This window comes from Dermacoccus sp. MPR-E5, from assembly GCF_058809565.1.
This window is the reverse complement of sequence record NZ_JBXASS010000015.1, coordinates 1-23,248: the sequence shown is the minus strand read 5'-3', so window position 1 is coordinate 23,248 and position 23,248 is coordinate 1. Positions and strand designations below refer to the sequence as shown.

26 protein-coding genes are annotated in these 23,248 nt (G+C 67.8%); 10 read left to right on the top strand and 16 right to left on the bottom strand.

Going from position 1 to position 23,248, the window contains the following annotated elements; genetic code table 11:
- Both AC1RS9_RS11660 and AC1RS9_RS11655 read right to left on the bottom strand, forming a co-directional pair.
- On the bottom strand, positions 1-489 hold the full coding sequence (locus AC1RS9_RS11660; protein WP_062256667.1) for a PH domain-containing protein: 489 nt from the start codon (positions 487-489) through the stop codon (positions 1-3).
- Positions 490-645: 156 nt separating this feature from the next.
- The gene (locus tag AC1RS9_RS11655; RefSeq protein WP_082740558.1) at positions 646-1,971 is read right to left on the bottom strand and encodes a glutaminase; all 1,326 of its coding nucleotides are present in this window, start codon (positions 1,969-1,971) and stop codon (positions 646-648) included.
- Between the two features lie 322 nt (positions 1,972-2,293).
- Between AC1RS9_RS11655 and AC1RS9_RS11650 the strand changes: the two genes are divergently transcribed.
- Positions 2,294-2,836: a class I SAM-dependent methyltransferase gene (locus AC1RS9_RS11650; RefSeq protein ID WP_082740556.1), complete on the top strand. Its 543-nt coding sequence runs from the start codon at positions 2,294-2,296 to the stop codon at positions 2,834-2,836.
- Between the two features lie 28 nt (positions 2,837-2,864).
- On the opposite strand, the gene AC1RS9_RS11645 is transcribed toward AC1RS9_RS11650, so the two are convergent.
- The 4 genes from AC1RS9_RS11645 to AC1RS9_RS11630 form a co-directional block, all read right to left on the bottom strand.
- Positions 2,865-3,578 (bottom strand): NUDIX hydrolase, encoded by a 714-nt coding sequence (locus tag AC1RS9_RS11645; RefSeq protein ID WP_062256663.1) that lies wholly within the window; start codon positions 3,576-3,578, stop codon positions 2,865-2,867.
- A gap of 13 nt (positions 3,579-3,591) precedes the next feature.
- On the bottom strand, positions 3,592-4,257 hold the full coding sequence (locus tag AC1RS9_RS11640) for an exonuclease domain-containing protein (RefSeq protein ID WP_051805448.1): 666 nt from the start codon (positions 4,255-4,257) through the stop codon (positions 3,592-3,594).
- A gap of 187 nt (positions 4,258-4,444) precedes the next feature.
- Entirely contained in the window at positions 4,445-5,350 is a 906-nt protein-coding gene (locus tag AC1RS9_RS11635) for a glucose 1-dehydrogenase (protein WP_131940216.1), read from the bottom strand.
- Between the two features lie 141 nt (positions 5,351-5,491).
- A complete protein-coding gene (locus tag AC1RS9_RS11630) occupies positions 5,492-6,406 on the bottom strand; it encodes a DNA-formamidopyrimidine glycosylase family protein (RefSeq protein ID WP_492921580.1) in 915 nt (304 codons plus the stop codon).
- Positions 6,407-6,560: 154 nt separating this feature from the next.
- Here AC1RS9_RS11630 and AC1RS9_RS11625 point away from each other — a divergent pair, with 154 nt between their 5' ends.
- Complete coding sequence (locus AC1RS9_RS11625; protein ID WP_131940230.1) at positions 6,561-7,076, top strand: hypothetical protein; 516 nt, start codon at positions 6,561-6,563, stop codon at positions 7,074-7,076.
- Between the two features lie 115 nt (positions 7,077-7,191).
- Here the strand turns inward: AC1RS9_RS11625 and AC1RS9_RS11620 are convergent, their stop codons facing one another.
- The 3 genes from AC1RS9_RS11620 to AC1RS9_RS11610 all read right to left on the bottom strand — a co-directional run bounded on the left by AC1RS9_RS11620 (position 7,192) and on the right by AC1RS9_RS11610 (position 9,705).
- Entirely contained in the window at positions 7,192-8,499 is a 1,308-nt protein-coding gene (locus tag AC1RS9_RS11620; protein WP_115296752.1) for a cytochrome P450, read from the bottom strand.
- A gap of 200 nt (positions 8,500-8,699) precedes the next feature.
- Complete coding sequence (locus tag AC1RS9_RS11615; protein WP_006944676.1) at positions 8,700-8,993, bottom strand: DUF7218 family protein; 294 nt, start codon at positions 8,991-8,993, stop codon at positions 8,700-8,702.
- Positions 8,994-9,219: 226 nt separating this feature from the next.
- Entirely contained in the window at positions 9,220-9,705 is a 486-nt protein-coding gene (locus tag AC1RS9_RS11610; RefSeq protein ID WP_074040042.1) for a hypothetical protein, read from the bottom strand.
- Between AC1RS9_RS11610 and AC1RS9_RS11605 the strand changes: the two genes are divergently transcribed.
- Positions 9,704-10,171, top strand: a complete 468-nt coding sequence (locus AC1RS9_RS11605; protein WP_074040043.1) for a hypothetical protein — start codon at positions 9,704-9,706, stop codon at positions 10,169-10,171. The two genes, AC1RS9_RS11610 and AC1RS9_RS11605, sit on opposite strands and share 2 nt — an antisense overlap.
- A 259-nt stretch (positions 10,172-10,430) precedes the next feature.
- Here the strand turns inward: AC1RS9_RS11605 and budC are convergent, their stop codons facing one another.
- A complete protein-coding gene (gene budC, locus AC1RS9_RS11600) occupies positions 10,431-11,198 on the bottom strand; it encodes a meso-2,3-butanediol dehydrogenase (protein ID WP_473957872.1) in 768 nt (255 codons plus the stop codon).
- A 201-nt stretch (positions 11,199-11,399) separates the two neighbouring features.
- On the opposite strand from budC, the gene AC1RS9_RS11595 reads away from it, so the two are divergent.
- Entirely contained in the window at positions 11,400-12,005 is a 606-nt protein-coding gene (locus tag AC1RS9_RS11595; RefSeq protein ID WP_235006048.1) for a DedA family protein, read from the top strand.
- A 98-nt stretch (positions 12,006-12,103) separates the two neighbouring features.
- Here AC1RS9_RS11595 and AC1RS9_RS11590 read toward each other — a convergent pair whose 3' ends face one another.
- On the bottom strand, positions 12,104-12,712 hold the full coding sequence (locus tag AC1RS9_RS11590; RefSeq protein ID WP_006944651.1) for a hypothetical protein: 609 nt from the start codon (positions 12,710-12,712) through the stop codon (positions 12,104-12,106).
- 199 nt (positions 12,713-12,911) lie between these two features.
- Between AC1RS9_RS11590 and AC1RS9_RS11585 the strand changes: the two genes are divergently transcribed.
- The 3 genes from AC1RS9_RS11585 (at position 12,912) to AC1RS9_RS11575 (ending at position 15,274) form a co-directional block, all read left to right on the top strand.
- Positions 12,912-13,523: a hypothetical protein gene (locus tag AC1RS9_RS11585; RefSeq protein WP_131940234.1), complete on the top strand. Its 612-nt coding sequence runs from the start codon at positions 12,912-12,914 to the stop codon at positions 13,521-13,523.
- A gap of 333 nt (positions 13,524-13,856) precedes the next feature.
- A complete protein-coding gene (locus AC1RS9_RS11580) occupies positions 13,857-15,002 on the top strand; it encodes a hypothetical protein (RefSeq protein WP_472607548.1) in 1,146 nt (381 codons plus the stop codon).
- Positions 14,999-15,274 (top strand): hypothetical protein, encoded by a 276-nt coding sequence (locus AC1RS9_RS11575; protein WP_006944769.1) that lies wholly within the window; start codon positions 14,999-15,001, stop codon positions 15,272-15,274. Before AC1RS9_RS11580 ends, AC1RS9_RS11575 begins: the two co-directional genes overlap by 4 nt.
- 80 nt (positions 15,275-15,354) lie before the next feature.
- Here the strand turns inward: AC1RS9_RS11575 and AC1RS9_RS11570 are convergent, their stop codons facing one another.
- A complete protein-coding gene (locus AC1RS9_RS11570) occupies positions 15,355-15,528 on the bottom strand; it encodes an excalibur calcium-binding domain-containing protein (RefSeq protein ID WP_231729393.1) in 174 nt (57 codons plus the stop codon).
- Between the two features lie 10 nt (positions 15,529-15,538).
- On the opposite strand from AC1RS9_RS11570, the gene AC1RS9_RS11565 reads away from it, so the two are divergent.
- The 3 genes from AC1RS9_RS11565 to AC1RS9_RS11555 all read left to right on the top strand — a co-directional run bounded on the left by AC1RS9_RS11565 (position 15,539) and on the right by AC1RS9_RS11555 (position 18,977).
- Positions 15,539-15,736 (top strand): hypothetical protein, encoded by a 198-nt coding sequence (locus tag AC1RS9_RS11565; protein WP_038566383.1) that lies wholly within the window; start codon positions 15,539-15,541, stop codon positions 15,734-15,736.
- 823 nt (positions 15,737-16,559) lie between these two features.
- Entirely contained in the window at positions 16,560-18,233 is a 1,674-nt protein-coding gene (locus AC1RS9_RS11560) for a plasmid pRiA4b ORF-3 family protein (protein WP_473957873.1), read from the top strand.
- A 51-nt stretch (positions 18,234-18,284) separates the two neighbouring features.
- Complete coding sequence (locus AC1RS9_RS11555) at positions 18,285-18,977, top strand: hypothetical protein (protein WP_312295846.1); 693 nt, start codon at positions 18,285-18,287, stop codon at positions 18,975-18,977.
- A 10-nt stretch (positions 18,978-18,987) separates the two neighbouring features.
- On the opposite strand, the gene AC1RS9_RS11550 is transcribed toward AC1RS9_RS11555, so the two are convergent.
- From AC1RS9_RS11550 to AC1RS9_RS11535, 4 genes are all read right to left on the bottom strand, one after another.
- Positions 18,988-19,773 carry a hypothetical protein gene (locus tag AC1RS9_RS11550; RefSeq protein ID WP_473957874.1) on the bottom strand — a complete coding sequence of 262 codons (786 nt, stop codon included), beginning with the start codon at positions 19,771-19,773 and terminating at the stop codon, positions 18,988-18,990.
- A gap of 237 nt (positions 19,774-20,010) precedes the next feature.
- Positions 20,011-20,748 (bottom strand): M48 family metallopeptidase, encoded by a 738-nt coding sequence (locus AC1RS9_RS11545; RefSeq protein WP_062256639.1) that lies wholly within the window; start codon positions 20,746-20,748, stop codon positions 20,011-20,013.
- Positions 20,735-22,879: a type I restriction endonuclease subunit R gene (locus AC1RS9_RS11540; RefSeq protein ID WP_492921573.1), complete on the bottom strand. Its 2,145-nt coding sequence runs from the start codon at positions 22,877-22,879 to the stop codon at positions 20,735-20,737. Before AC1RS9_RS11540 ends, AC1RS9_RS11545 begins: the two co-directional genes overlap by 14 nt.
- The coding region (locus AC1RS9_RS11535; RefSeq protein ID WP_492921571.1) for a transposase at positions 22,876-23,248 on the bottom strand (373 nt) is incomplete at its 5' end. The genes AC1RS9_RS11540 and AC1RS9_RS11535, both read right to left, overlap by 4 nt.

Sequence of the window (23,248 nt, the reverse complement as noted above, 5' to 3'; positions counted from 1 at the left end):
TCACAACCCCGCGAGGTGCGCTTCGCCGAGCGCCGCGAGACGATCGCGCAGTGCCTCCGCGTCGTGGCGTGGCATGCCGGGGATGGTGGCGTCGGAAGACGCGGACGCGGTGTGCAGTTCGAGCGTGGCAAGATCGAACATCCGCGCGATCGGTCCACTCGAGACCTCGACGTACTGCATGCGCCCGTACGGCACGACCGTCGTCGTACGGAACATGACGCCCCTGACGATGAGCAGGTCGTCGTCGCGCGTGGCGTACCCGATGTGCCTGACCTGACGCGCGATGACGAGGCCCACCCACACGACGGCGACGATCAGCGCGACGGCGAGGGCAACCGTCACCCAGCGTGGCGCGAAGAACATCGTGGCCGCGACGCCGGCACCGGCGACGACCGCCGCGATGGCGAGCGTCAGCAGGCGCGCCGACGTCAGCCGAGGGCTCACCGGGGTGAGGCCTGGTGGCAAGGGCCGTGCATCGCTTTCGGACATGCGTCCCACCCTAGGTCTGACGGCGCGACGGCCCGGCAGCGGCATGCACGCGGCCGGGAGTTGTCGGGTCTATCAAGAACCTCACCAAACACGCGCACAGCCTCGAACGACGAGCGCTCGACAGCCTCGTGCCTGTTTCACGTGAAACGGCGAGGTTCAGGCCCTCATGATCTGTTCGGCGACATCGTCGAGGTCGCGGCCCATGCGCACGTGCACCCCGCGCCCGAGGTCGAACCCTTCGTCGTCGAGCCGCCCATGGGTGAGGGGTGCGTCATCGAGGCCGGCGAACCAGACCTCATGCCCGTCAGCCGCGAGGCGCCGCACCGTCTCGAGGATCATGCGGGCCGCGGTCTCGTCGAGCGCGTGGACGTCGACGAGGTCGAACACGACGGTCTTCGTCGTCGGCGGCTCGTCGCTGATGAGCCGGACGACGCGCTCCGCGCCGGCGAACCGGATGTCGCCCTGCAGGTCGTAAACGTGCGCGTCGACGCCGCGCGAACCTCGCCCGAGCGGAACGACGTGGGAGTGTCGGACGACCGAGCGGGCAGGCGGCGGGACGTCCATGAGGTGCATGTCCATGTCTTCGCTGAGTCGCTCGAAGACCTGCACCCCTCGGGCCGAGTGGCCGTGCTCGTCGAGCGGCGGCGAGAACGTCGCGAGCCCCACCTGCCCGGGCAGCGCGCCGATGATGCCGCCCCCGACGCCGCTCTTGGCGGGGATGCCGACGGCCGTCAGCCAGTCACCGGCGGCGTTGTACATGCCGCAGCTCAGCATGACCGACAGCACCTGGCGGGCCGTGCGCGAGCTGACGACCTGCTCACCGGTCACCGGGTGGAGGCCGCCGTTGGCGAGCGTCGTCGCCATGACGGCGAGGTCACGCGTCGTCACGCGCACGGCGCACTGCTCGACGTAGCCGTGGACGACGACGTCCGGGTCGTCCGTCAGCATGTCGTAGCTGCGCAGCATGTGCCCGATGGCGAGGTTGCGGTGCGCGTCGTGCCATTCCGATTCGGCGACGGTCCTGTCGATGCTCAGCTCGCGCCCGGCGAAGGCCGACAGACCGGCGACGATGCGTCGCACGCGCGCCGACTCGTCGTCATCGGGGGAGGCGACGAGAGAGTGCGCCGTGATGGCGCCGGCGTTGATCATGGGGTTGAGAGGGCGCTTGCTGCCCGCCTCGAGGCTGATCTCGTTGAACGCCTCACCGCTCGGTTCGACGCCGATGCGACGCTGCACCTCGTCGAGGCCGCGATCCTCGATCGCCATCGCGTAGACGAACGGTTTGCTGACCGACTGAATGGTGAACTCCGCCTCGGCGTCACCGGCGCTGTAGATCATGCCGTCGACGGTGGCGATTGCGAGGGCGAACAGTGACGAGTCGACGCGGGCCAGTTCCGGAATGTAGTCGGCATTCCGGGCATGGGCGTCGGGCGGGCAGGCCTCGAGCGTCGCCGCGAGGTAGTCAGGAATCAGCGAGATCATCGAGAAAACCGTACGACCTGCGTCTTGTCGCGGACGAATCGGTTGCTCCGTGCGTGCAAATGCACGCGGGTCCATTTGCACGCACGGAGGTCGTCGGGAGGCATCGGCCATGCGGTGCGGGCGTTGTCTCAGGGTGGCTAGCGCATTTTATAGACGCGTAGAGATTGTCCGATCACGCAGTGGCGGCGAGCATGGTGACATGCACTCTGAAACGACGCCGGACGCGGCGACGAGCGGCCCTGCTGGGCATGACATGAACTGGCACGACGTCTAGAAGGGCGAGCAGGTCTGGAGAGGCAACCCGAACGACGCGCTCGTCGCGGTGCTGACGGAGCAGCTGGCCGACTTATCCCCGGGTCGAGCGCTCGACGTCGGCTGCGGTGAGGGCGCTGACGCCATCCACCTCGCTGAGCAAGGGTGGCAGGTGACGGCCCTCGACGTTGCAGCACCTGCGCTGGAACGGGGGCGCGCGGCAGCCGAAGTAAGCGGAGATGACGTCGCCTCCCGTATTACGTGGGTGTGCGCGGGGCTGCTCGACGCGACCTTGGCGCCCGAAGGTCTCGATCTCGTCAGTGTTTTCTATCCCGCTCTACTGCGCACCGAAGATCAGTCGATCGAGCGCTCGCTTCGCGACCTCGTCCGCCCCCGTGGCGCATTGATCGTCGTGGCCCACGCACACGTCGATCGCGATCGCGCGCTCGAGCACGGCTTCGACCCGGACTCCTACGTCACGATCGCCGACGTGATCGGCCGCCTCGGTCAGGGGTGGCAGATCGAGCAGTTCGAGTCGGAGCGCCACGTCACCGAGGGTGCCGGTGCCCACCACCAGGCCGACATCGTTCTCGTCGCGCGTCGTAGCGACTGATCAGCTGCGCCCCGCGCCGGGCGCATGATCAGCTGCGCGCCCGCGCCTCGCGCACCGACGCGCGGGTCAGTGGCGGGTAGATCGTCTGGGCGCTGCCGCGGCGGTAGAGCTTGGCGGGGCGCCCGCGCCCGACGCGGCTGTCGCCCGTCTCCTCGACGAACCCGTCGACGCTCAACACCTTGCGGTGGAAGTTCGCAGGTTCGAGCGAGCCGCCCCACACGGCTTGGTAGACGTGGCGAAGCTGCGACATCGTGAACTCGTCGTCGAGGAAAGCCGTTGCGACAGAGGTGTATTCGAGTTTGGAGCGGGCGCGTTCGACGCCGTCGGCGAGGATACGCTGGTGGTCGAACGCGAGCGGCATCCCGAGCGCTTCGTCGACCGGTACCCACACCGCTTCGAGCGCGTCGGACGCCGCTTCGAGGTCGGGAAGGCGCGCGCCGAACACCGTCCACGCGACGCCGATGACGCGTTCCGGCCGCGGGTCGCGCTCGACCTCGGTGTACGTGCGCAACTGCTCGAGCACGACGTCGCGCTCCGCGATGCCGACCTCTTCACGCAGCTCGCGATAGGCGGCCTGCTCCGCCGACTCGCCGCGACGCATGAAACCGCCCGGCAGCGCCCACTTGCCTCGCTCCGTCGCGGCGGCCCGCCGGATGAGCGCGACGTGCAGTTCGTCGTCGCGCAGGGTGAGCACCACCATGTCGGAGGCGACGAGGGCGACCTCGCGATCAGCGTCAGACATGCCCCGAGTCTAGTCAGCGCGACGATCGACGCCGCCCGGCCCGCCGTTTTCGCAGCCGCCGACGCAACCGCTGCCACCGGATCTGCGTGCGCCACCATCGCGGCAGCGCGGCGCACTCCTCGAGCGGCAGCGGCGCAGCGCGGCGCCCCGCCTCGTCGAGACAGCGTCGCAGCACCTCGACGAGCACGCGCACGTCGTCACCGGCGCGATGCGCGTTCTCGACGGGGATGCTCCAGTACTCGGCGAGCGTGCCGAGACGCAGGTTGTCGGTCGGCAGCTCGAGCCCCCGCGCGAGATGCCACGTGCACAGGCGTTCGCTGACGGGCAGCTCACGCCCGGCGCGGCGCGCCTCCGCAGCGAGGAACGCCCAGTCGAACGCCGCGTTGTGGGCGACGAGGATGCGCCCATCGAGCAGTTCGCTCAGTTCGTCGACCAGGTCGGCGAAACCGGGTGCGTCGCGCACGTCGTCATCGCTCAACCCGTGGATGTGCACGGGCCCGGTGCCCCCGCGGGCTCGCACGAGCGAACTCCACTCGCGCTCCAGGCCTCCTGACGGCGTCAGCTGCGTCACCGCCACCTCGATGACGCGGTGCCGCAGCGGGTCGAGCCCGCTCGTCTCCACGTCGACGACGGCGAAACCGCGCCGCGCGGGCGGGGGGACAACGCTCGGTGCAGGCATGTGAGCCACTTCCCGTTGCTGGTCGCGCGCCACCTCGTGAGCGGCGCGTCGCCGTCTCCTGCGGCGATGACTTCACCGTACGAGTGAACACCGACAACCCCGGAACGACGCGGTTCTCACGCCATCGCGGCGCCCCCTGACGTGAGGGGGCGCCGCGACGAACGAGCTCAGAGAAGGGCCGCCGCGGTCACGGGCTGACCATGCCCCCGTTGACGTTGAGCGTCTCGCCGGAGACGTATCCCGACTCGGCGCTCGCGAGGTATACGTACGCACCTGCGAGCTCTGCGGGCTGGCCTGCGCGCCCGAGGGGCGTGTTCTGGCCGAACTCGGGGATGTTCTCCTGGAACTGCCCGCCGGAGACCTGCAGCGGCGTCCAGAACGGGCCCGGTGCGACGGCGTTGACGCGGATGCCCTTCGGCCCCTGCTGCGCAGCCAGAGCCTTGCTGAACGTGTTGATCGCGGCCTTCGTCGTCGCGTAGTCGAGCAGGTGCTCGCTCGGGCCGTAGGCCTGGATCGAGGTCGTGTTGATGATGGTGGAGCCGGCCGGCATGTGCGGCAGCGCCTCCTGAGTGATCCAGAACATTGCGTAGACGTTCGTCTTGAGCGTCTGGTCGAACTGCTCGCTCGTGATGTCGGCGATGTCGGCCTGCGCCTGCTGGAAGCCGGCATTGTTGACGAGGATGTCGAGCCCACCGAGCTTGTCGACGGCGTCACGCACGAGTTGACGCGCGGTCGCCTCCTCGCTGATGTCGCCCGGCAGCAAGTAGGCCTGACGCCCGGCGTCCTCGACGAGCTTCGCGACCTCGGCGGCGTCCTTCTCCTCGCGCGGGTGGTAGCTGAGCGCGACGTCGGCGCCCTCACGCGCGTAGGCGATGGCGACGGCGCGCCCGATGCCGGAGTCTGCCCCCGTGACGAGTGCCTTGCGACCCTCGAGACGGCCGGTGCCGCGGTAGGTGTCCTCGCCGTGATCGGCCTTCGGCGTCAGCTTCGCGTCGAGCCCGGGCCACGTCAGTTCCTGCTTGGGAAAGTTGTCCGAGGGGTACTGCGTGACGGGGTTGGTGAAGGTGTACTGATCGGTTTTCTTGTCGGTCATCGCGGGCCTCCTGGCACGTCGGGCGATCCGGAAAATGTGGCGAACAGTGGTGCAGCACTGGCTTGCTCAGGACGCTACCCGCGCGCGAGCACCGTCGGCAATGACCCGTGAGGGTGGATGCCGCACCCCCACGTTGCACCGTCATCCCTTGTCGCGTTTGCCCGTCTTCTTGCGCTCGCGCAGCACGCCCTGTGGCCGGCCGTCGTCGTTCGGTGCCAGACCGCCCTGGCACGTCGGGCAGCTGAACAGGGTCCGTTCGCGCCCGGGGTCGCCGGCCATCGCGACGCGGATCGTGTCGTTGCAGCGCAGGCACGCCATCCCCGACCGGGCGTGGACGTAGCGGTCCTGCCCCGCGCGGGCGTCACCCGTCGACGATTGGACCCCGGTGCGTCCGCTGACGAGCATGAGGCGTCGCGCGTCGTCGAGCACCGCCTCGAGCACCCCGTCCGGCATCGCGGCGAGTTGCGTCCACGGCAGGATGCGGTGCACCCACAGCATCTCGCTGATCCAGAACGTGCCGAGACCGGCGACGAGCCGCTGGTCGAGCAACGCCTCACCGACCGGGCGTTCGGGCTGTGCGCGCAGGTTGTCCAGCGCCCGCCCGCGCCCGCCGCCGTCCCAGTCATCGGCGAGCAGATCGGGCCCGAGGTGCCCGACGACGTCGCCCTCACGCGCGGTCTCGAGGACGTCGAGCACCCCGAGCTTCGAGCCGACGGCGAGCGTCCGCGGGGTGTAGAGCAGCGCCCGCGTCGTGTGGGCGGTGACGGCGCGTCGGACGTCGGCCTCGGCGCCGGCAGCGGCGCGTCCCTGGAGGGTCGACGGGGCTGGCAGCAGGCTCCAGCGGCCCTCCATCTTGAAGTGGGAGTGGATCGTCACGCCACCCTCGAGCCGATGCAGCATGTGTTTGCCGTGCGTGACGACGGGCAGGCACTCGCGCCCCGAGAGATCGACCGTCGCGAGCCGCGGCGTGCGCAGATCGGTGCGCGTCAGGCGTTGCCCGAGCAGGGCGCGGTTGAGGCGCGCCGCAGCCCACATGACGGTGTCGCCCTCAGGCACGGGGCCTCCTTCGGTCGTCGTGGCACGGCGTTCTCAGCGAAGTATGAGCGATGTTTCACGTGAAACGCAGGGAAAACGCCGACGGCGACATTGGCCGTGTACGCCAGTCTTTGCGACGATATCTCCCGATCAAGCCACGGGGAGGGAAAGAAAAATGAACCACATGCGCAGGGGAGGCGTCGCGCTGGCCGCGGCGCTCACCGTCATGCTGACCGGGTGCGGCGCCGTCGAGGACGCCGTGTCGAAGGCCACCGATTCGGCGAAGAGTGACGCCGCCGACGCGACGCCGAGCGGGTCGGCGCCGTCGGCCGCATCCGGTTCGGCCGACAAGCCCATCGGCCGCGCCTCGATCGACCTGGGCGGCTCCGCCTCCTCGTTGCCGCCGGAGAAGATGTCGAGGCCCGACGCCACGGACTGCTACGCGGGGTCCTCACGTATCTATGACCGGCACGGCGTGACGTGTGTCGAAGCGCGCTCGGCCATGCAGAAGTACGAGGCGACGCCCGCGTCAGCCAAGGGCAGCGAGGCGCGCGTCGACGCCTACACGTGCTCGCACAATCCGGACATCATGGTGATGCAGGGTGCCGCGCCGGCGAAGTGCGTCGACGGCTCCGGCAACGTCGTCTTCAACTGGCGTTACCCCGGCGCACCGCAGCCGGCCAGGGGCTGACGGCTGCCGCCCGGCGTCGGCGAAACCCCCACCGTCGGCAAGACGCCGAACGCCGCGCCGAGTCGCGCTGCGGCGGCCCGGCCCGGCGTCCGATTCGGAGGATCTGCTCGTCCTGTCAGGCCTGACGGGTGACGCGCACCCGGGCGCCGTTGCCCGGCATCGTGGGCAGCTGCGTCCAGGAAAAGTCGAGACCCTTGGGGTCGATCTCGACACCGGGCGTGCACAGACCGGAGATCGTCACCGACAGTGCCGTCACGGCGATCTTCTCGCCGGGGCAGCGGTGCCCGGTCGCGACGTCACCGCCGCCCTGCGGGATGAAGTTCTCGATCTGCTCGGCGTCCTCGACCCCGAGGAAGCGCTCCGGCTCGAAGCTGTCTGCGCGCTCCCAGCCGCTGGGGTCGGTGTTCGTGCCGAGCACGTCGATGAGCACGCGCTGGCCCTTGCGGATCTTCTGCCCGCCCCATTCGAACGTGTCGCGCGCGAACGCCGGCAGCATCGGGACGAACGGCGACGTGCGACGCACCTCCTGCGCGAACGCGACGGCCGTCGGATTCCCGAGCAACGTTCCACGTGAAACCACCTCGCCCGCGATGCGCTCGCGGTACTCGGGATGCTCGACGAGCGCACGCGCCGCGAAGGCGGCGAAACGCGCGACCGCAATCGTCGGTCGAGTGGCGTTCTGCAGTTCGACTCCGGCCGTGTGCTCGTCGAGCAGGGAGCCGTCGAGGTGGGTCTGCTTGGCGACCTCAGCGAGCGCGGTGCCCTCGGCGGGCGTGATCTCACCGCGACGCGTGCGCGCGACGAGGTCGGCGGCCCACGCGTCGCAGCGGCGGCGGTTGAGCCACGCCTCGACGTGGGCGGGGCTCTTCTTGCCGAACCCGTCGACGATCTGGCCGAGGCGCTCGGCCCAGACGTCGAGCTCGGCGTCGTCACCGGGGATGCCGGCCCAGCGCAGCGCGGCCCGTCCGTATGTGATGACGCTGCCGTCGTACACCGTGCCGGGTGCCTCGACCCAGCGCTCCAGCGTCTTGCGCATCTCGTCCTCGAGGTACGGCATGAGACGGCGCACCTGAGCGTCGTCGTACGCGATGCGCACGAACATGGCCTTGCGGTGACGGTGCTCGTCGTCGTCGAGGCCGTGGACGGCGCCCTTGCCGAACAGAGGGCCGCGGATGGGCAGCGGCATCGCGCCGTCACGCTTCATGCGGGTCGTGTCGTAGAACAGCTCGACGCCTTCGCGCCCGCGCACGAGGAGGGCTGGTTTGCCGAGCATGCGCAGACCGAGCGGACGCCCGTCGCCGGCGTCGCGCCCGCGCGCCTCGCGGACGCGGCTCTGGAACAGGTAACCGTCCGCGAGGAAGGCGGCCGTCTGATCCGGCAGCTTGCCCAGCGTGTCGGCGATCTTCGTCGTGATGGTGCTCATGCTGACCCCGATTCGCTTGGAGAACAACGGATTTGTCCCCAGCCTAGGCACGCCGCCAGAACGCCCGCTGAGTGCCTCATGACATGTGAGAGCGAGGTCTCGCGCTCGGCTGCCCGAACGGCGCGCCGAGGTGGGCGATCCGCCGAGAGGCAGTCGAGACGGTGGGCGTCCAGTCGAAACCGCCGTCTGAGCGCCGGGCGTCACCCGTCGCGCAGGGCCTCGATGAGTTCGTCCTTCGTCATCGTGCTGCGGCCCTCGACCTCGAGTTCGCGGGCGCGCTCACGCAGTTCGTCGACGGTCCAGTCGTCGTAGCTGCCGTGCTCGCCGCCCTTGCGACCAACGGCGCTGCGTGACGAGTTCGCGGCCGCGTTGGCGATGCGGGCCGACTTCTCCTTGCTGTTGCCCTCGCGCCGCAGCGCCTCGTACATCTCGTCGTCCTTGACCGACGGGCCCGGGTCGTCGTTCGAGCCACGTTTGTCCTGGTTCTTCGCCACGTCACTTGTCCTTCCATGCGCGTGATGCAGACGTCTAGATCATCCCTCGGCCGTGAGTAGTTCTACTCACCCTGCGAGGTGGGATCCAGTGATCTCATGGGCCCACGCAAATTGGAATCAACGCCCTCGTGCGCGCCTTCTTCGTCGGTCTTCTGCCGGTGCTTGCCGGGCAGCGCGGGCGCCGCGGTCGGCGCGCGTCAGCACCGCCCATGACGTCGCACCGCGGTCACGGTGCGTAGACGACATTCGTCACGGCCACCGTCTTCGGGGCCATGTTGTTGACGCTGTACTGAGCCGTCCACGTCGCGTTGGTCTTGTCGAAGTATTTCTGCCCAGCACCCTTCGTAGGGTCGAAATCCTTGGGCAGCAACAGCACTGCGTCGCCGGCGCTGTCGCAGTAAAGCCAGCTGCGACGGTCTTGGTAGTGCGTCGTCTGGTCGTGCGACGCAGCAGAACACGTCGCCCCGTTGGCGAGCTTCACCTGCAGGGGAGTCGGCTGCTCGCCGGGGTCACGCGGCCGGATCTTCGACACGTTCGACGGGAACCGAACCGCCATCCTCTGTTCGAGGCTCTGCAGGCACAACACGTTTCCGGTCGACTTCTCCTTCTGGCACGCGATGAGACCGGCGGCGATCGCCCCGCACGTGAAGGACTTGCCGGTCTTGGAGTAGGGGCTCACATCGGCGCTGGGTGAGGACGAATCGAAGCCCATGCTGCAGCCGTCGTTGTCGAGGGTCGGCACGTTCCACGATGCGTCGGGCCAGACGGTCGTGCTGACGGTGGGGGCACCAGCGACGGTGGCCGGGGCCGACGATCGCGCGGTGTTCGATGCTCGTGACGAAGAACCGGCCGGGGAGGGCGACGTCGCGGACGGTTCCGAGGGACCTGACGACGCGCTCGCGCTGGTAGCTGGTGAGGACGCCGACGTGGCGGACGACGATGTCGACGTAGCAGCAGCCGGCGTCGACGTCGAGGTCGTCGAGGAGGCTGACGTCGAGGAACTCGGTGAGGGCGAGGTACTCGTCGCGCTGGGTGGGGTGGAGTCGGCGGTCGTGTCGCCGGAGCCGCCGCATGCCGCCAGGGCGAGCGTCAGCGCACCGAACGACGCGAGGGTGAGTGAGCGAGTACGGGCCATGGTGTCTCCCGGGGTCAGCGTGCTGCCTGTGGGTTCACCATGAGCACATCACACGTGGGCGCCGCGTGGTGGTTCGGCGTGTGCAGTACCCAAGGTTCACGCGACGTTCGTGCTGGCTCGCCTCGAGAAGGCGCGGCATGCGCTCCGACGAGTACCCACACGCGGTCGTCACCAACGCCGACGAACCCGGCGTCGACGAGCCGACGAGGCGACGCTCCGTCGAGTCCGACCGGACGAAAACGCGGAAACGGCGCACCGCAGCGGCTCTCCCCGTCATTCGCTCGGGGAGAGCCGCCGATGCGTCAGCGGCGCGGTTGGCCGTTGGAAGCGGTCGTGCCGCCGTCGACGGGGATGATCTGGCCGGTGATGTACTGAGCGTCCTTGGTCGACAGGAACAGCGCGATGCCGGCGAGGTCCTCGGGCACACCGACGCGGCCGAGCGCGAGGCGGTCGACGAAGGGCTGCAGGTCGTCGTCGCTGTCGGCCATGTCGGCCGTCATCGGCGTCTTGGTGAAGGCGGGCGCGATGCCGTTGATGCGCACGCCCTTGGCGCCCCAGTCGAGGGCGGCGCTCTGGATGAGGCCGTTGAGCGCGTACTTCGTCGAGTTGTAGACGGGCTGGCCCCAGTCGCCGCCGATGCCGCTGACGCTCGTGACGACGGTGATCGAGCCGTTCGTCTTCGCCAGTTCGGGCAGCGCTTCCTTGAGCATGTAGAAGAAGCCGTCGACGTTGGTGCCGTAGGCGGCCGCGAAGTCGTCGTCGCTCGTCTCGGTGACGTCACCGCCGACGTGCTGGCCGGCGTTGTTGATGACGACGTCCAGGTGGCCGTACGTGTCGACGGCCGTCTTGACGAGGGCGGCGACGTCGTCGTGCTTCGACACGTCGGTCTGCACGGCGAGGGCGTTGTCGCGCCCGGCGATGACCTCGTCGAGCTTCTCCTTGCGGCGCCCGGCGACGACGACGGTGGCGCCGTTGTCGAGGAACGCATCGGTGATGGCGGCGCCGATGCCGGTGCCGGCGCCCGTCACGATGACGACCTTGCCCTTGACGTCGTACGTGTTCGCTGTCATGACGGTGCTCCTTCGCGCGGGGTCGTGGCTGATGCCACCTGGTTGTTTCCAGCCTGTCGCGCAACGGTGTTCGCGTGCAACTGCGGCGCGGATGGCGGGGTGGGCGCCGGGCGCGTCGCAGTTGCGCGCACGATGCGTGGCCGATGCGGCAGCGCGGCGCTCGCGGGCGCCTTCCAGTGTGGAGCCGTACGCTGTGCCCTCGTGTCGAGGATCTTCGAGTTCATCCTCAACCTGCCGCCGTGGCTCGTCCTCGTCTGCGCGTTCCTCTTTCCGGCGCTCGAGGCGTCGGCGTTCGTCGGCGTGGTCGTGCCGGGTGAGATCGGCGTCGTGCTCGCGGGGGTCGTCGCGAATCAGGGGAAGTTGCCCGTGTGGGCGGTGCTCGTGGCGTCGATCGCGGGGGCTGTCATCGGCGACTCGATCGGCTACGAGGTCGGCAAGCGTTGGGGTGAGCAGATCCTGAGCAAGCTGCCCGACCGCCTGCTCGACAAGCGCAAGATGGAGAACGCGAAGGACGCGCTGCGCCGTCACGGCGGCAAATCGGTGTTCTTCGGGCGTTTCATCGCCGCGCTGCGCGCCCTCATCCCCGGTGCCGCGGGCATGAGCGGGTTGCCGTACGTGAAGTTCGTGTTCTGGAACGCGCTCGGCGGGTCGATCTGGGCGACGGCGTTCGTCCTCATCGGCTACATCGCCGGCAGCCAGTACAAGTCGGTCGAGCGCTACGCCAACTGGATCGGCATCGCCCTGCTCGTCGGCATCATCGGCTTCTTCGTCGTCAAGCACTTCCGCGGTAAGCGCGAGCACGCCTGACTCACACACGTCTGAGTCCGAGGCACCTGCAGCCCCGGGTGGACGACGCCCCGCCGACGGCATCCGTCGACGGGGCGTTCACACGTCCTGGTGGCGGTTCAGTCGCACTGCCAGCACACGCCGCTGGCGGGCAGCTGGGTGAAGCATGACGGGCAGACGGGCTGCGGTTCGTCCTCGCGCTTGGCGGCGCGGGTGCGTTCGGCGGCGCGGTCGGCGCGTTCGCGGCGCACGATGACCTGTTCGGGGATGCGGGCGACGCCGCCGCTCTCGGGCAGGTCGGTGGCGTAGGCGCGGTAGCACATGAGGCGGTGTTCGGCGGCGTCCGCTTCGACGTCGGGTTCGCCGACGAGTTCGGGCATCGTCAGGCCCTCGGCGATGGGCGTGCGCCAGTAGGCGGTGCCGACGGTTCCGTCGGTCTTGAGGCACAGCGACGTCAGGGGCGGGTCGCCGGCGGTGGCGGCCTGCACGGCGCACAGTTCGAGGATCTTGCCGACCATGTTCGCCGGCGTCGACGAGGTGTGGATGCCCGATTCGCGCTGCACGTGCTGCGCGAGCTCCTTGTAGGTGATGAGGCCGTTGTAGTGCGTCGCGACCTGCTGCAGCCGCTCGTAGGCGATGCGCGTCCAGACCTTCAGGGCGTCGGCGAACTCGACGGGCGTGCCGTCCTCCGCGCGGTAGGTACCTCGTGGTGCGGGGGACGTCGACATCAAGCCTCTTTCGTCGGTTTCGTCGGTGGGGGTGCCGTCGAATTATCCCCCGGCGCGCTGGGGGGGCTGCGACCAGCAGCGTCGTGAGATCACCCACGCTTGCCTGGGCGTTTCGTCGACATCGCGGGTGCCCGACGTCGGGGTGGGTGACGTGGCGCGGCGGAACAGGGACGATGGGGGCATGAGTGATGGTGGACGCATGAGACGCGACAGGTTCGACGGGCACATCGCCGGCGTGGGGACGACGTCAGGTCGACGTTTCGTCGTCGGACGGTGGTCGCGCTCGCCGTTGGGATCGTTCGCGGACGTCATGGTGGCACACCCTGACGGGCGACGGGAACTGCTCGCCCCGAACGGGGAGGTGGCCGAATACGTCTGTGCGACCTATCAGTTCGACGACGTGACGGTCGTCGACGTCGCGATCGACGGCGCCACGGGCGCTGGTTTCACGTGGAACATCGCCGCCGGTGAACTGGATCTGAGCCTGACGTTCGGTCGCCGCCGCGCGCTCGCGTGGCCGCTGTGGCCGATTCGTGGGGCGCTCGTTCACCCGGGCACGGCGCGCGCGATCGACCCGTTCGCGCGCGTGCTCATGCCGGGGGTTCGCACGGCGGGGACGGCCGGAAACGGGCGTCGCGAGTTCTATCTCGCGCAGGATCTGCGCGCCGTCACGGCCGTGCGCGGCACGTGGGCGGGCGATGACGTCGGGGCGCTCGCGGACGTCACCCCTGAGCCCGGTTTCGGATTCAGCTCGACGCCGCGCCGACCCGCCGTCACGACGGTGACGACGTTCGTCGAGGTGCCTGACTGAGGGGCTCAAAGCTGAACTCATAGTGCGCGGCGGATCATGAGTTCAAGGCAAGAGCGTCGCGCTGCAACGGTCCACAGCTCTTCATCGGGGTTGTGGGGGCTGAACTTACAACCGAACTCATACTTACCGCGCCCACCTAGCGGGGCCCGGCGGGAGCGCGGCGAGGCGCGGGGGTGTTCGTGTCTCGCGGTTCGGCGCTGGCCGCTGATGACGAGGTCTGCTGCGCCCCGATCAAGAGCCCTCCATCGCGATGGTGTGGGGGTTGTCACCGCTGGGGGCTACGTTGTGAGCGGGCCGAATGAGTCGGTCATCGAGCGACGAGGGGTGGATGGCGTGAGTGTGACGTGGGGTGAGGCGCGTCGGGTGCAGGAGGCCGGGCCGCAGCAGGCTTGGTGGCCGCAGGGTGAGCAGCCGCAGTGGGCGCGGGTGACGCCGTCGGATCTCATCGCCGTCACCAGTCAAGACGACGACGCGGACGCGGTGGAGCTGCCGGGGCTGTGGCGTCTCGATGCCTACGACGAGGAGCGCGAACTCGTCACGTACGAGCTGTGCCTCGCATCCGTCGACGGCGGACCGGCCGGCGAGCCGACGTTCGTGTGCCATGACGCAGGGGCGGTCGTCAAGTTCCGCGACGACCTGACGTTCGAGACCGGCGACGATGCACAGCCGCTCGTCGCATGGTTCGCGTGGCTGCAGCGTCGTGATGCGCTCATGGCGTCGGAGCCGCGTAGCGATGAGTGGGCGGGCGACGACGTCGACTCGCAACTCGAGCGCGCGGAGGCTGACGTCGTCGCGATGGGCGAGCAGACAGCGCTGCTGTCGGTGTTCGACAGTGTTGCGGCGATTCGCGAGTGGGTGGCACGGCTCTCGCCGAAGCCGCTCGTGCCGTTCGAGATCGTCGCGTTCGACGCGGCTGGCTGGCTCGAGGCCAAGCGTGCGCAGGATGAGGACGGCCTGTTGCACCAGTACCACGAGACGTCCGACGACGATCCATCGCAGATCGTCGTGAAGTGGCTCGCGGTGAAGCCCGACGTCGAGTCGGCGCAGACGTGGTTCACGACGGCGGACGGCGGTGTCGGCTCGGCGTACGTGTGGGGTTACTCCGAAGGGGGCGGTCAGGTGTCAGCGTTCGCCGTCGAGCGGGCGCTCGCATGGGGTGAGGTGGCGCCGTTCGTCGCCGACGAGTTCGCGGACGATGTACCCGCGTCTCGCCGGTGGATAGCCGTGCGCGCACAAGGCATGGTGTCGGGTATCGCTGTGCCCGTGGAGGATTCGTTCGTCACGGTGTCGACGGATGCGGACGGAGCGAGCTTCGTGTTCCGCGCCGAAGAGGCCGAGACGAGCGTCGCGCGCAGGCGTGCCGAGCAGGATTTCCGGTTGAAGTGGGCGCGCTGGTTCAACACCGACGAGGAACTGACGCGTGACGAATTGGCGCGCGGCGTCGGCGCTGTCGAAGCGACGATGAAGGAGCTGGCATGACGAACGTGACGCACGAACTCGACTTGGGCGACACCGGGTTCGACGAGTTCGACGACGGCGATAGCACCCGCTGCACGTGGAACGAGTGCGTGTGCACCGAGACCCCGACGCACTACGTCGTGTTCGCCGAGCACGCCGGCGGCGGCGACGCGCAACTCTTCTGCGCGCGCCATTACGTGCTGACGCTCGCGAAACTCATCGAACTGCACCTGCCCGAGTGTTCGGGCGGCGCTGACGATCACGTGTTGAGGTACGGCTCGCTGGCCGAGTAGCGCCCGCGTCAGCGTTACGGCATGCACCTCTATCCTCAGTCTGGCGAACGCTCACGGGTTTGCGATTTCTCGGATGAGGATCACTTCTCGCAGGCGACTCCGTCTCCATCACGATCGAGCTTGCGGCTGTACCCAGGTTGGCCGGCGTAGAGCGGAGCAGCCCCTGCTGCCTTGACCTGCCTACAGTTGCTGTAGCTGGCGGAGCCAGTGGGTTCGGCGTCTGGGGTGTCGGGCTCGTCCGTCCTTTGCGGCACCACGGGTGCAATGGGCTCGCTGGTCGCGGGCGTTTCGTTGCGAGTCGGTGCTGTTGATCGCGTTGTCGCGGCCCGCGGGGTGACGGGTGTTGTTCGGGAACGCGTGCTGTCCGAGGTATCTCGTTCCTGGCTGGTCTCGGCCGTGCTCGCCGTGCTGGCGGCGGTGCTCGTCGTGGGGGTTGTCCGAGATGGCGCCACGCTCGACTGAGTGGCGGTTGTCGTAGCCGATGACGCGGAGACTGACGGATTCGAACTGGCGCCTGAGCCGCCATTGCACTGCGCGACGAGCAATGAGACAAGGACGAGACCAGCGCCTCCCATTCCGACCTTTTTCAGAAGGCCCGTTCGGTTGGCGGTTGACGCCGTCGACGAGGCCGCCACCGTAGCCCCACTTGGTGTCTGACGGGGCCAGGAGCGTGGGATCGACTGCGGCAGGTTGTGAGCCCGGGTTTGCGTCACGGGCTGCGTTGGCTCTGGAACAGTTGGGGCCTGGTCGTCTGCGCCCCGGTTCTCGTAGCGCTGGCGCAGGTTCGCGGCCGTGTTTCGGGCCGTTCGCGTGGCTTCCGCCGCCGTGCTCGCCGCCGCGCGTCTGGCTTCTGCCGTATTGGCGTCGAGGGAGCGGAGGGCGCCGCCGATTCGTTCACGGGCATCGCGCCACGAGGGAGATGATTCCGCGCCATACAGGCCCTCGGGTCCAGCGACAGGGCGTCGGGATTCGTCGACCCAAAAGGGCCAGTCTGCGGGGGCGTCTGGCCAGCGAGGGTCCGGCTGCCAACCTTGGGACGGTCGCCAGGCGTGGGGCGTCGGGGGCCAGCCAGGAGGCGGGTTGAAGTATTCCATTCGCCTCATCGTGCCAGGTCGCTCCCTGCTGAGCGGGCTATCGGGAAGAACGCCCTTATCGGTGTCTGACCCGTTCGGAGCGCCGGGTCATGTGCTGATCGCGGAGCCTCGGTTCTCGTTGAGAGTGACCGGGGTGGCGAAGGTCGCGACGGCTGTCCCATCGAACCGGGGCCGCGATGACACGATGGGGCATGGCTGATTTTGACGACCCGTCGGTCGAGGCGTTCATCCAGTCGTTTCGTGAGCAGTTGAACGATGAGGAGAACTGGCCTGACGTTGCCCGTGAGCTCGGGTTGCCACCGCAGGCCGGGGGCGACCAGCAGGCGTCAGGCGCCGGCAGCATGCCCGGTGCGGCGTTCGGCCTTCCCGCAGCGGGCGCGCCCGCAGGCTCGACGGAAGGCATCGCGCGAAGGTTCTTCACGCCACCACCGCCGCGGCCGAGGGTGACGTTGCCGCCTGCACGTGACGGCGTGCGGCTCCTCACCGTCCGCGTCGACGTCGACGAGGTCAAACCGGCTGTTTGGCGCCGTATCGAGGTGCGCAGCGACGTGACGATGGCGCAGTTCCACGACGTCCTCCAGGCGACGCTCGGCTGGGCGGACGCCCATCTGCACCGGTTCACGCTCGGGCCGAAGAAGGATGTCTGGCGTGGGCCGTTCCTCGCGAGCGTGGCAGACGTAGAGACGGGTGACGACCTCGACGAAGCGTCCGGCGTCGAGACCGAGGTCGTGCTCGATCAGGTGCTGCGCGCTCCCGGCGATCGCGTGTTCTATGTGTACGACTTCGGTGACGACTGGGTGCACACGATCAACGTCGAGAAGGTCGTCGAGCTCGCGACGAGCGGTGCACCTGACGGCGACGGTCCGCTCGCGGAGTGCGTTGCCGGTCGTAACGCGTGCCCGTTGGAGGATTCGGGCGGACCGTGGCAGTACAACGAACTCGTCCAGGGGCACAAGGCGCGCACCTTGCCACGGGAATTGGCCGAGTGGGTGCCGCCGGGCTGGGATCCGGCGCGCTTCTCGGTCGACGAGGCGAACGCCGCGATCATCGTGCTGTCGAAGGAGAAGGAGGCTCTTCAGAGGATCGCTGAAGAGGGGGCGGTGGATCCGTCCTCGATGCTCGGCCAGACGATGCGGCGGGCGTCGCCGCGTGCGCAGGTGGTGTTGCTCGGTTCGGTGTCGCGGGCTCGCAAGGAGCGTGTCGAACCGACGGACGCAGAGCGCGCCGACGCGTTGCGCTCGTGGGTGACGCTCATCGGCATGCTCGCGGAGGGCGCGTTGCCGCTGACGCAGGCGGGCTACCTGAAGCCTGACACCGTCGGCAGGATCGTCGACGCGCTAGGCATCTGGACGCACGGCAGTAGCCGTCGAGAGATGGATGTCGTGCCGGTGAGGGCGCTGCACGAGTCGTTGAAGACGATGGGCTACGCGCGTCACTATCGCGGCGAGTTCGTGCTGACGAAGCGTGGCCAGGTGGTCGCGAAGGCGATCGCTGCGGGCGAGTTGGAGCAGTTGTGGCGCGACCTCGCTGCCGCGCTGGTGCCGGCGAAAGCCGACGAGTTCGAGGCCTGCGCGCGAACGCTCTACGCGCTGCTCGTCGCCTCAGCTTTTCCGCAGGAGCACACGTACGAGATGATCCGCGAACTCATCGCGGACGTGGGATGGCGCATGCCCGACGGCTCACCGCCGAGTTGGCGCGACATCGGCCCGTGCGTGTGGCCCATGATGCGCATGCTCGAGCACGTCGAACAGAACTGGCGCTTGCGACGATCGGGGCAGGACTACACGCCCGCTGCCCGCGCCCTGGCGTTCGATGCGGTGGCGGAGCTGACAGACACGTCAGGAACGCAGAGCAACCCGGCCTGACGGCCAGGGCCCCGCGCGCCCCGCGCGCCGAGAGAGACGAGAGGTCGACGAGTGGACATCACGAGGATCAATGGGTACGGCCCCGACCACGAGTGCTGGGTCGGGGGTGGGCACGAGATGAGCCCGCCTCGGATGCGGTCGGTGCATGCGTCGAGCAATCCTGCCCAGGCGGAGGTGTTGTCGGTCGTCGACGGCTTCCTCCAACTGCGCGTGCCAAGTGGTGACGCCGTCTGGGTGTGGGGTCACGAACCGTGGACGGCGGACGCCGGCGCTCCCGTCACGGTCGGCGAGGTCGTGCAACTCCACGCGGCTGACGTGGTCTCTGACGGCGACGTGTCGTGGGTCCGCGCCGTCACGCGGGTCGATGAGTTCGACGCAGGGGAGGCGCGTCGCGTCGCGTCGGGCCTGGTGCGCCGTTGCGGAGAGTGCGGGCAACTCGACTGCGACGGAGCCCAAGGCTGCCTATGGCTCGCGGGGGACTTCTACGCCGTCGAGCTCACGGCGAACATGGGCGACGGGCGCTATGTCGTGGGTCTGGGCAACGGCATGGCCCGCATCGTCGAACGTGGTGGCGTCCTCTACCCGGCGGAAAGGCTGGGCACGATCGCTGCCATGGGCCATGCGGCGTACTGGGAGGACGCCGGCGACGCCGACCTCGACGAGATCGTGCGGTCAGCTCGACGCGACCCGCAACTCGACTACGGCCCTGGCGCGCCGAGGAGAGAACGCCGACAGCAACGCTGACGGCCGTGGATCAGTCGTCCAGGTCGTAGGGATCGTCTTGCTGGAGCTGGGCCCGCAGCCATTCATCGTGCTTCGCCGGGTTCGCCAGGGCGTCGCGAATCGCGCGGTACTCGTCATCCTCGGCGAGGATGTTGCGTAGGTGTTCCCGATCGTCGCCGTCGAGGGCGACGGTGCACTTGAGCGTGGTGCCGTACCCGGAGCGCAGATCGGCCAGGAGGCTCTCCCACGAGCGACGTTCGGCGTCGGGCAACTGCCCGGCGAGGTCGAAGGGTTCGAGCTCGATCGCTGCGGCCAACGGCACTCCGATCGTGCCACCTTCGACGTCAGCCAGCCAGCGCGCGACCACCTCGGCGAGGCGCTCGGAGGAGAGGGCCATCTCGACGGGCGGGGCGGTGGCGTCACCGTCGGCGCTCGCGATGGCGCGGGTGGGGCTGACCTGGGTGAGGGTCCAGCTGGATGCGCCGCTCATCATGCCGTCTTCGCTTCCCCAGTGGAACGTGGCGAGTGTGACGCCCACGGGCGCGTCATTCTGTGTGAGGAACGGGGCCCCGCTGGGTTCGGCGAACTGGACTCGCCTGCCGTCGACACATACATACCGGCGTGCCGACGCCTCCCAGGAGCCAGGGAACTCGTCGTCCTGCGACTCGAACTGCTTGGTGGAGAAGGCCCAGTCGTGCTCGTCGGGCTCTCCGTCGCCAGCCGTGCGGAGTCGGTGCAGCACCTCGTCCTCGGGGAATCCGCACACCCACATCGCGACGTTCGCCGGGACGTCGAACACGCTCACTTCGTCGGGCATCGCACTCGGACGAGCTTCGCTCGCCCACCCATCGGCCGTGCAGTGCCACAGCTGCCCCTCAGGGCCGTCGTGAGTTTGGCCCTGCCACAGGAAGCCTTCGCCGGTGCTGGCACGGCGAAGTATCCAGGCTGAGCTCGAGGCCGGCTCGAAACCGTGGGGGAGGTCTTTCTTGCGAGGCTTGCACTGGGGCATGGGCCCGAGGTTACCCGTGCAGAGCCTTCATGACCTGGCTTGCCATCAGGCCTCGTCCTTACGACCCCGGGTGTCCTCGGCCAACGGTTCGCGGTTCAGTCGTTCGCGGCGGCTCCGCCAATCGGGCAGTTCTCGATCCATCAGTTTCGTGAACCGTTCGCCGTGTCCCCGTTCGAGGTAGTGGGTCATCTCGTGGACGACGATGTACTCCACACAGTCGGGGTGCTTCTTGGCGAGCTCAGTGTTGAACCAGATGTGCCGGGTTTCCCGGTTGCACGAGCCCCACTTCGTCTTCATCCGTCGGATCGACCACTTCGGCACCGACAGGCCAAGTTTGTCCTCCCACGTGGCAATCACGTCGGGTAGCACGTGGCGTAGCTGTTCGCGGTACCACCGATCGAGGGCAGTGCGGCGTTGGGCGCTGTCACGCCCCGGCGGGATATAGAGCACGAGACGGTCGCCGTCGATCTCAAAATGAGTGCCTCCGGGGCGCTCGATGGTCTTAAGTCGATACCGGTTGCCCCAGACGTAGTGAGACTCTCCGGCGACCATCTCGCGCTCGGATTGCCGCTCCGCGTCCTTGAACTGCTGGCGCTGTTGCTTGATCCACGGCAACCGCTGTATGACGGCTAGCCGTACAGCGTTGTCGTCAAGTCGAGTGGGCGCGGCCACACGGACTCGACCAAGCGGCGGGTAAACGCCGATGTGCAGGTTCTTGATGTCCTTGTAGATGACGTCAATGTCGATCCCTCGGACGGTCAGGTAGGCGTTAGCGGTATTCATCACGCGCCTTTACAAGATCGAACAGCTCATCCAGGCGGTCAAATCCGTCAGGCAGCACTCGGGCAACGGCGCGGCGCACGACCTTTTCCTTCATAGCGTTGCCGACCCAGTTGTGTGGCTTCGACGTCCTAACCGCAGTATCGACATCAATCGCCAGGGCCTTGTCTGGGAAGCTGAAGTCGATCAGGGCTCGCTGCGCTCCGTTGTGTACCCACTCCGGGTATGCCTGGTCAGATCCCTTGCTGCCGAGTTGCTTCGCGGCATCGAGCAGTGACGCGAGGTACTGCTTGTAGTCGATTGCGGCCTTGCGGCGAGCCTCGATGATCGAGTCGAGCAGGGCGCTCATCTTGTCGTAGTACGCCGGGTTGGTGGCGTGCTCGTCGATGATGACTTTGCGCATGTTGTTGGTGATCGTTTCGGCGACGGCCTCGGGATCCTTCTTGATGCCCGTTGGCAGCGTGTCGATCGCTCCAGCACCGAGCTTGACGATGAGGTCGACCAGTCCGACGTTGTCGAACTCGGACACCACCTCGGAGTCGTCGGCTTGGATGTAGGTGTCGAGGAGGTGGCGCATGCCGGCTTCGTACTGCTTGAAGTCGACATCCTCGCCAGCGCCGAGCTTGACCTCAGCCCTGACGTCAACGAAGTGGGCAACCTCGTGCTTGATGGCCGCAGCCTCGGCGTCGGTGTAGCCGGCTTCGGTCATCTCGTTGGCGAGGTTGGCGTAGCAGCGAGTGACGGCAGTGACGGCTTTGTAGAAGGCGACGCGCTTCTGCTCGTTGTTCTTCAGGAGCTCGCCGTCGGCGTCGACGGTCGCGAAGTAGCGCAAGTAGTCGACCGTGTTCTTCGGATTCGGCACCGGCTCGACGAGCGCCCGCACAGCTTCCAGCGCCTCGTCCAGATCTTGGCGCGCTTTCTCAACACGGTCAGAGAGCAGACCCTCGATGTCCTTCTTCTCGTACCCGTCGAGCGCACCCGAGGTGTAGTCGGTGATCGCATCTTCGAGTGAGTTGAACAGGTCTTGGTAGTCGACGATGTAGCCGTAGTCCTTGTCGTCGCCGTCGAGTCGGTTGACGCGGCAGATGGCTTGGAACAGCCCGTGGTCGCGCATCTTCTTGTCGATGTAGAGGTAGGTGGCGCTCGGTGCATCGAAGCCGGTGAGCAGCTTGTCGACCACGATCAGCAGGCGCATCTGGCCTGGGTTCTCGACGAACTGCTTCTTGACCGCCTTCTCGAACTCCTCGACTCGGGTGACGGCGACGTCTTCGGGCTGGTCGAAGTAGTCAGCCAGCATCTTGCGGTAGGTGTCGTACTGGCGGATCTTCTCGGTCTTACCCTCGCCGGAGTCTTCCTTGGAGATGTCGCTGGCGTTGGGAGCGTAGCTGGTGACGATGGCGCACTTGCCCTTGAAGCCACTGGCCACGAACAGGTCGTAGAACTTGCACGCTTGGTAGATGCTGGCTCCGACCAGCATGGCGTTGCCGCGCCCGTTCATCAGGCGGGGCTTGGTTTCCATGTCGAGCAAGATGTCGTTGACGATCTGCTTGGCTCGAGGCTCGCTAGAGACGACCTTCTGCATCGTGCCCCAGCGCTTCTTGAGTTCGGCTTTGCTGAGGTCGGTCATGCCCTTGGTCTTGATGTCAAACCACTGGTCGATCTTCTTCGGGCTGGTCAGGTGCTGGTCGATGTTGCGGGCTTCGTAGCGCAGATCGAGCACGACGCCGTCCTCGACCGCTTCGTCGAACTTGTAGGTGTGGATGAACGAGCCGAACGTCTCGATGCTGGTGGCCTTGTCGGCCTTGAGTAGCGGCGTACCGGTGAAGCCGATGAACATGGCACCCGGGAGCAGCTGCTTCATGGCGGTGTGCATCTTGCCGGACTGAGTGCGGCGGTGGGCTTCGTCGACGAAGACGAACAGGTTGCCCTTGGCCGAGAAGTCCTTCGGGATCGAGGCGCTCAGTTCCTTGATGAAGTCACCCGCCGCCTCGTCCTGGTTCTTGTCATTGTCAGCGGCGCGGAACTTGTGAACGAGTGAGCAGATGAGCCACTCCTGGGTCTTGTTGAGCGTGTCGATCAGGTCGGCGCCGCTCTTGGTGGGGACTGCTGCACGGATAGGTGACATGTTGGTCATGCGGCCTGGGTGGCCGCTGTGGTCATGATGGTCTCGTACTCGATGGGGGTCAACTTGCCGAGGCGGGCTTGGCGTCGTCGGCGGTGGTAAGTCCGTTCGGTCCAGGTGACGATGGCCAGCCTCAGCTGGTCGCGGGTGTCCCAGGTTCGGCGGTCCAGGACGTTCTTCTGCAGGAGTGCGAACCAGCTCTCCATGGCGGCGTTGTCCGCGCTCGAGCCGACTTGTCCCATGGATCCGAGCAGGTCGTGCCGGGACAGGGCGCGCAGGTACTTGCGGGACCGGAACTGGGACCCGCGGTCGCTGTGGACGATGCAGCCGGCCACGTCGACGCCCGCTCGGGCGCGGGTGTCCACGGCGTGTTCCAACGCC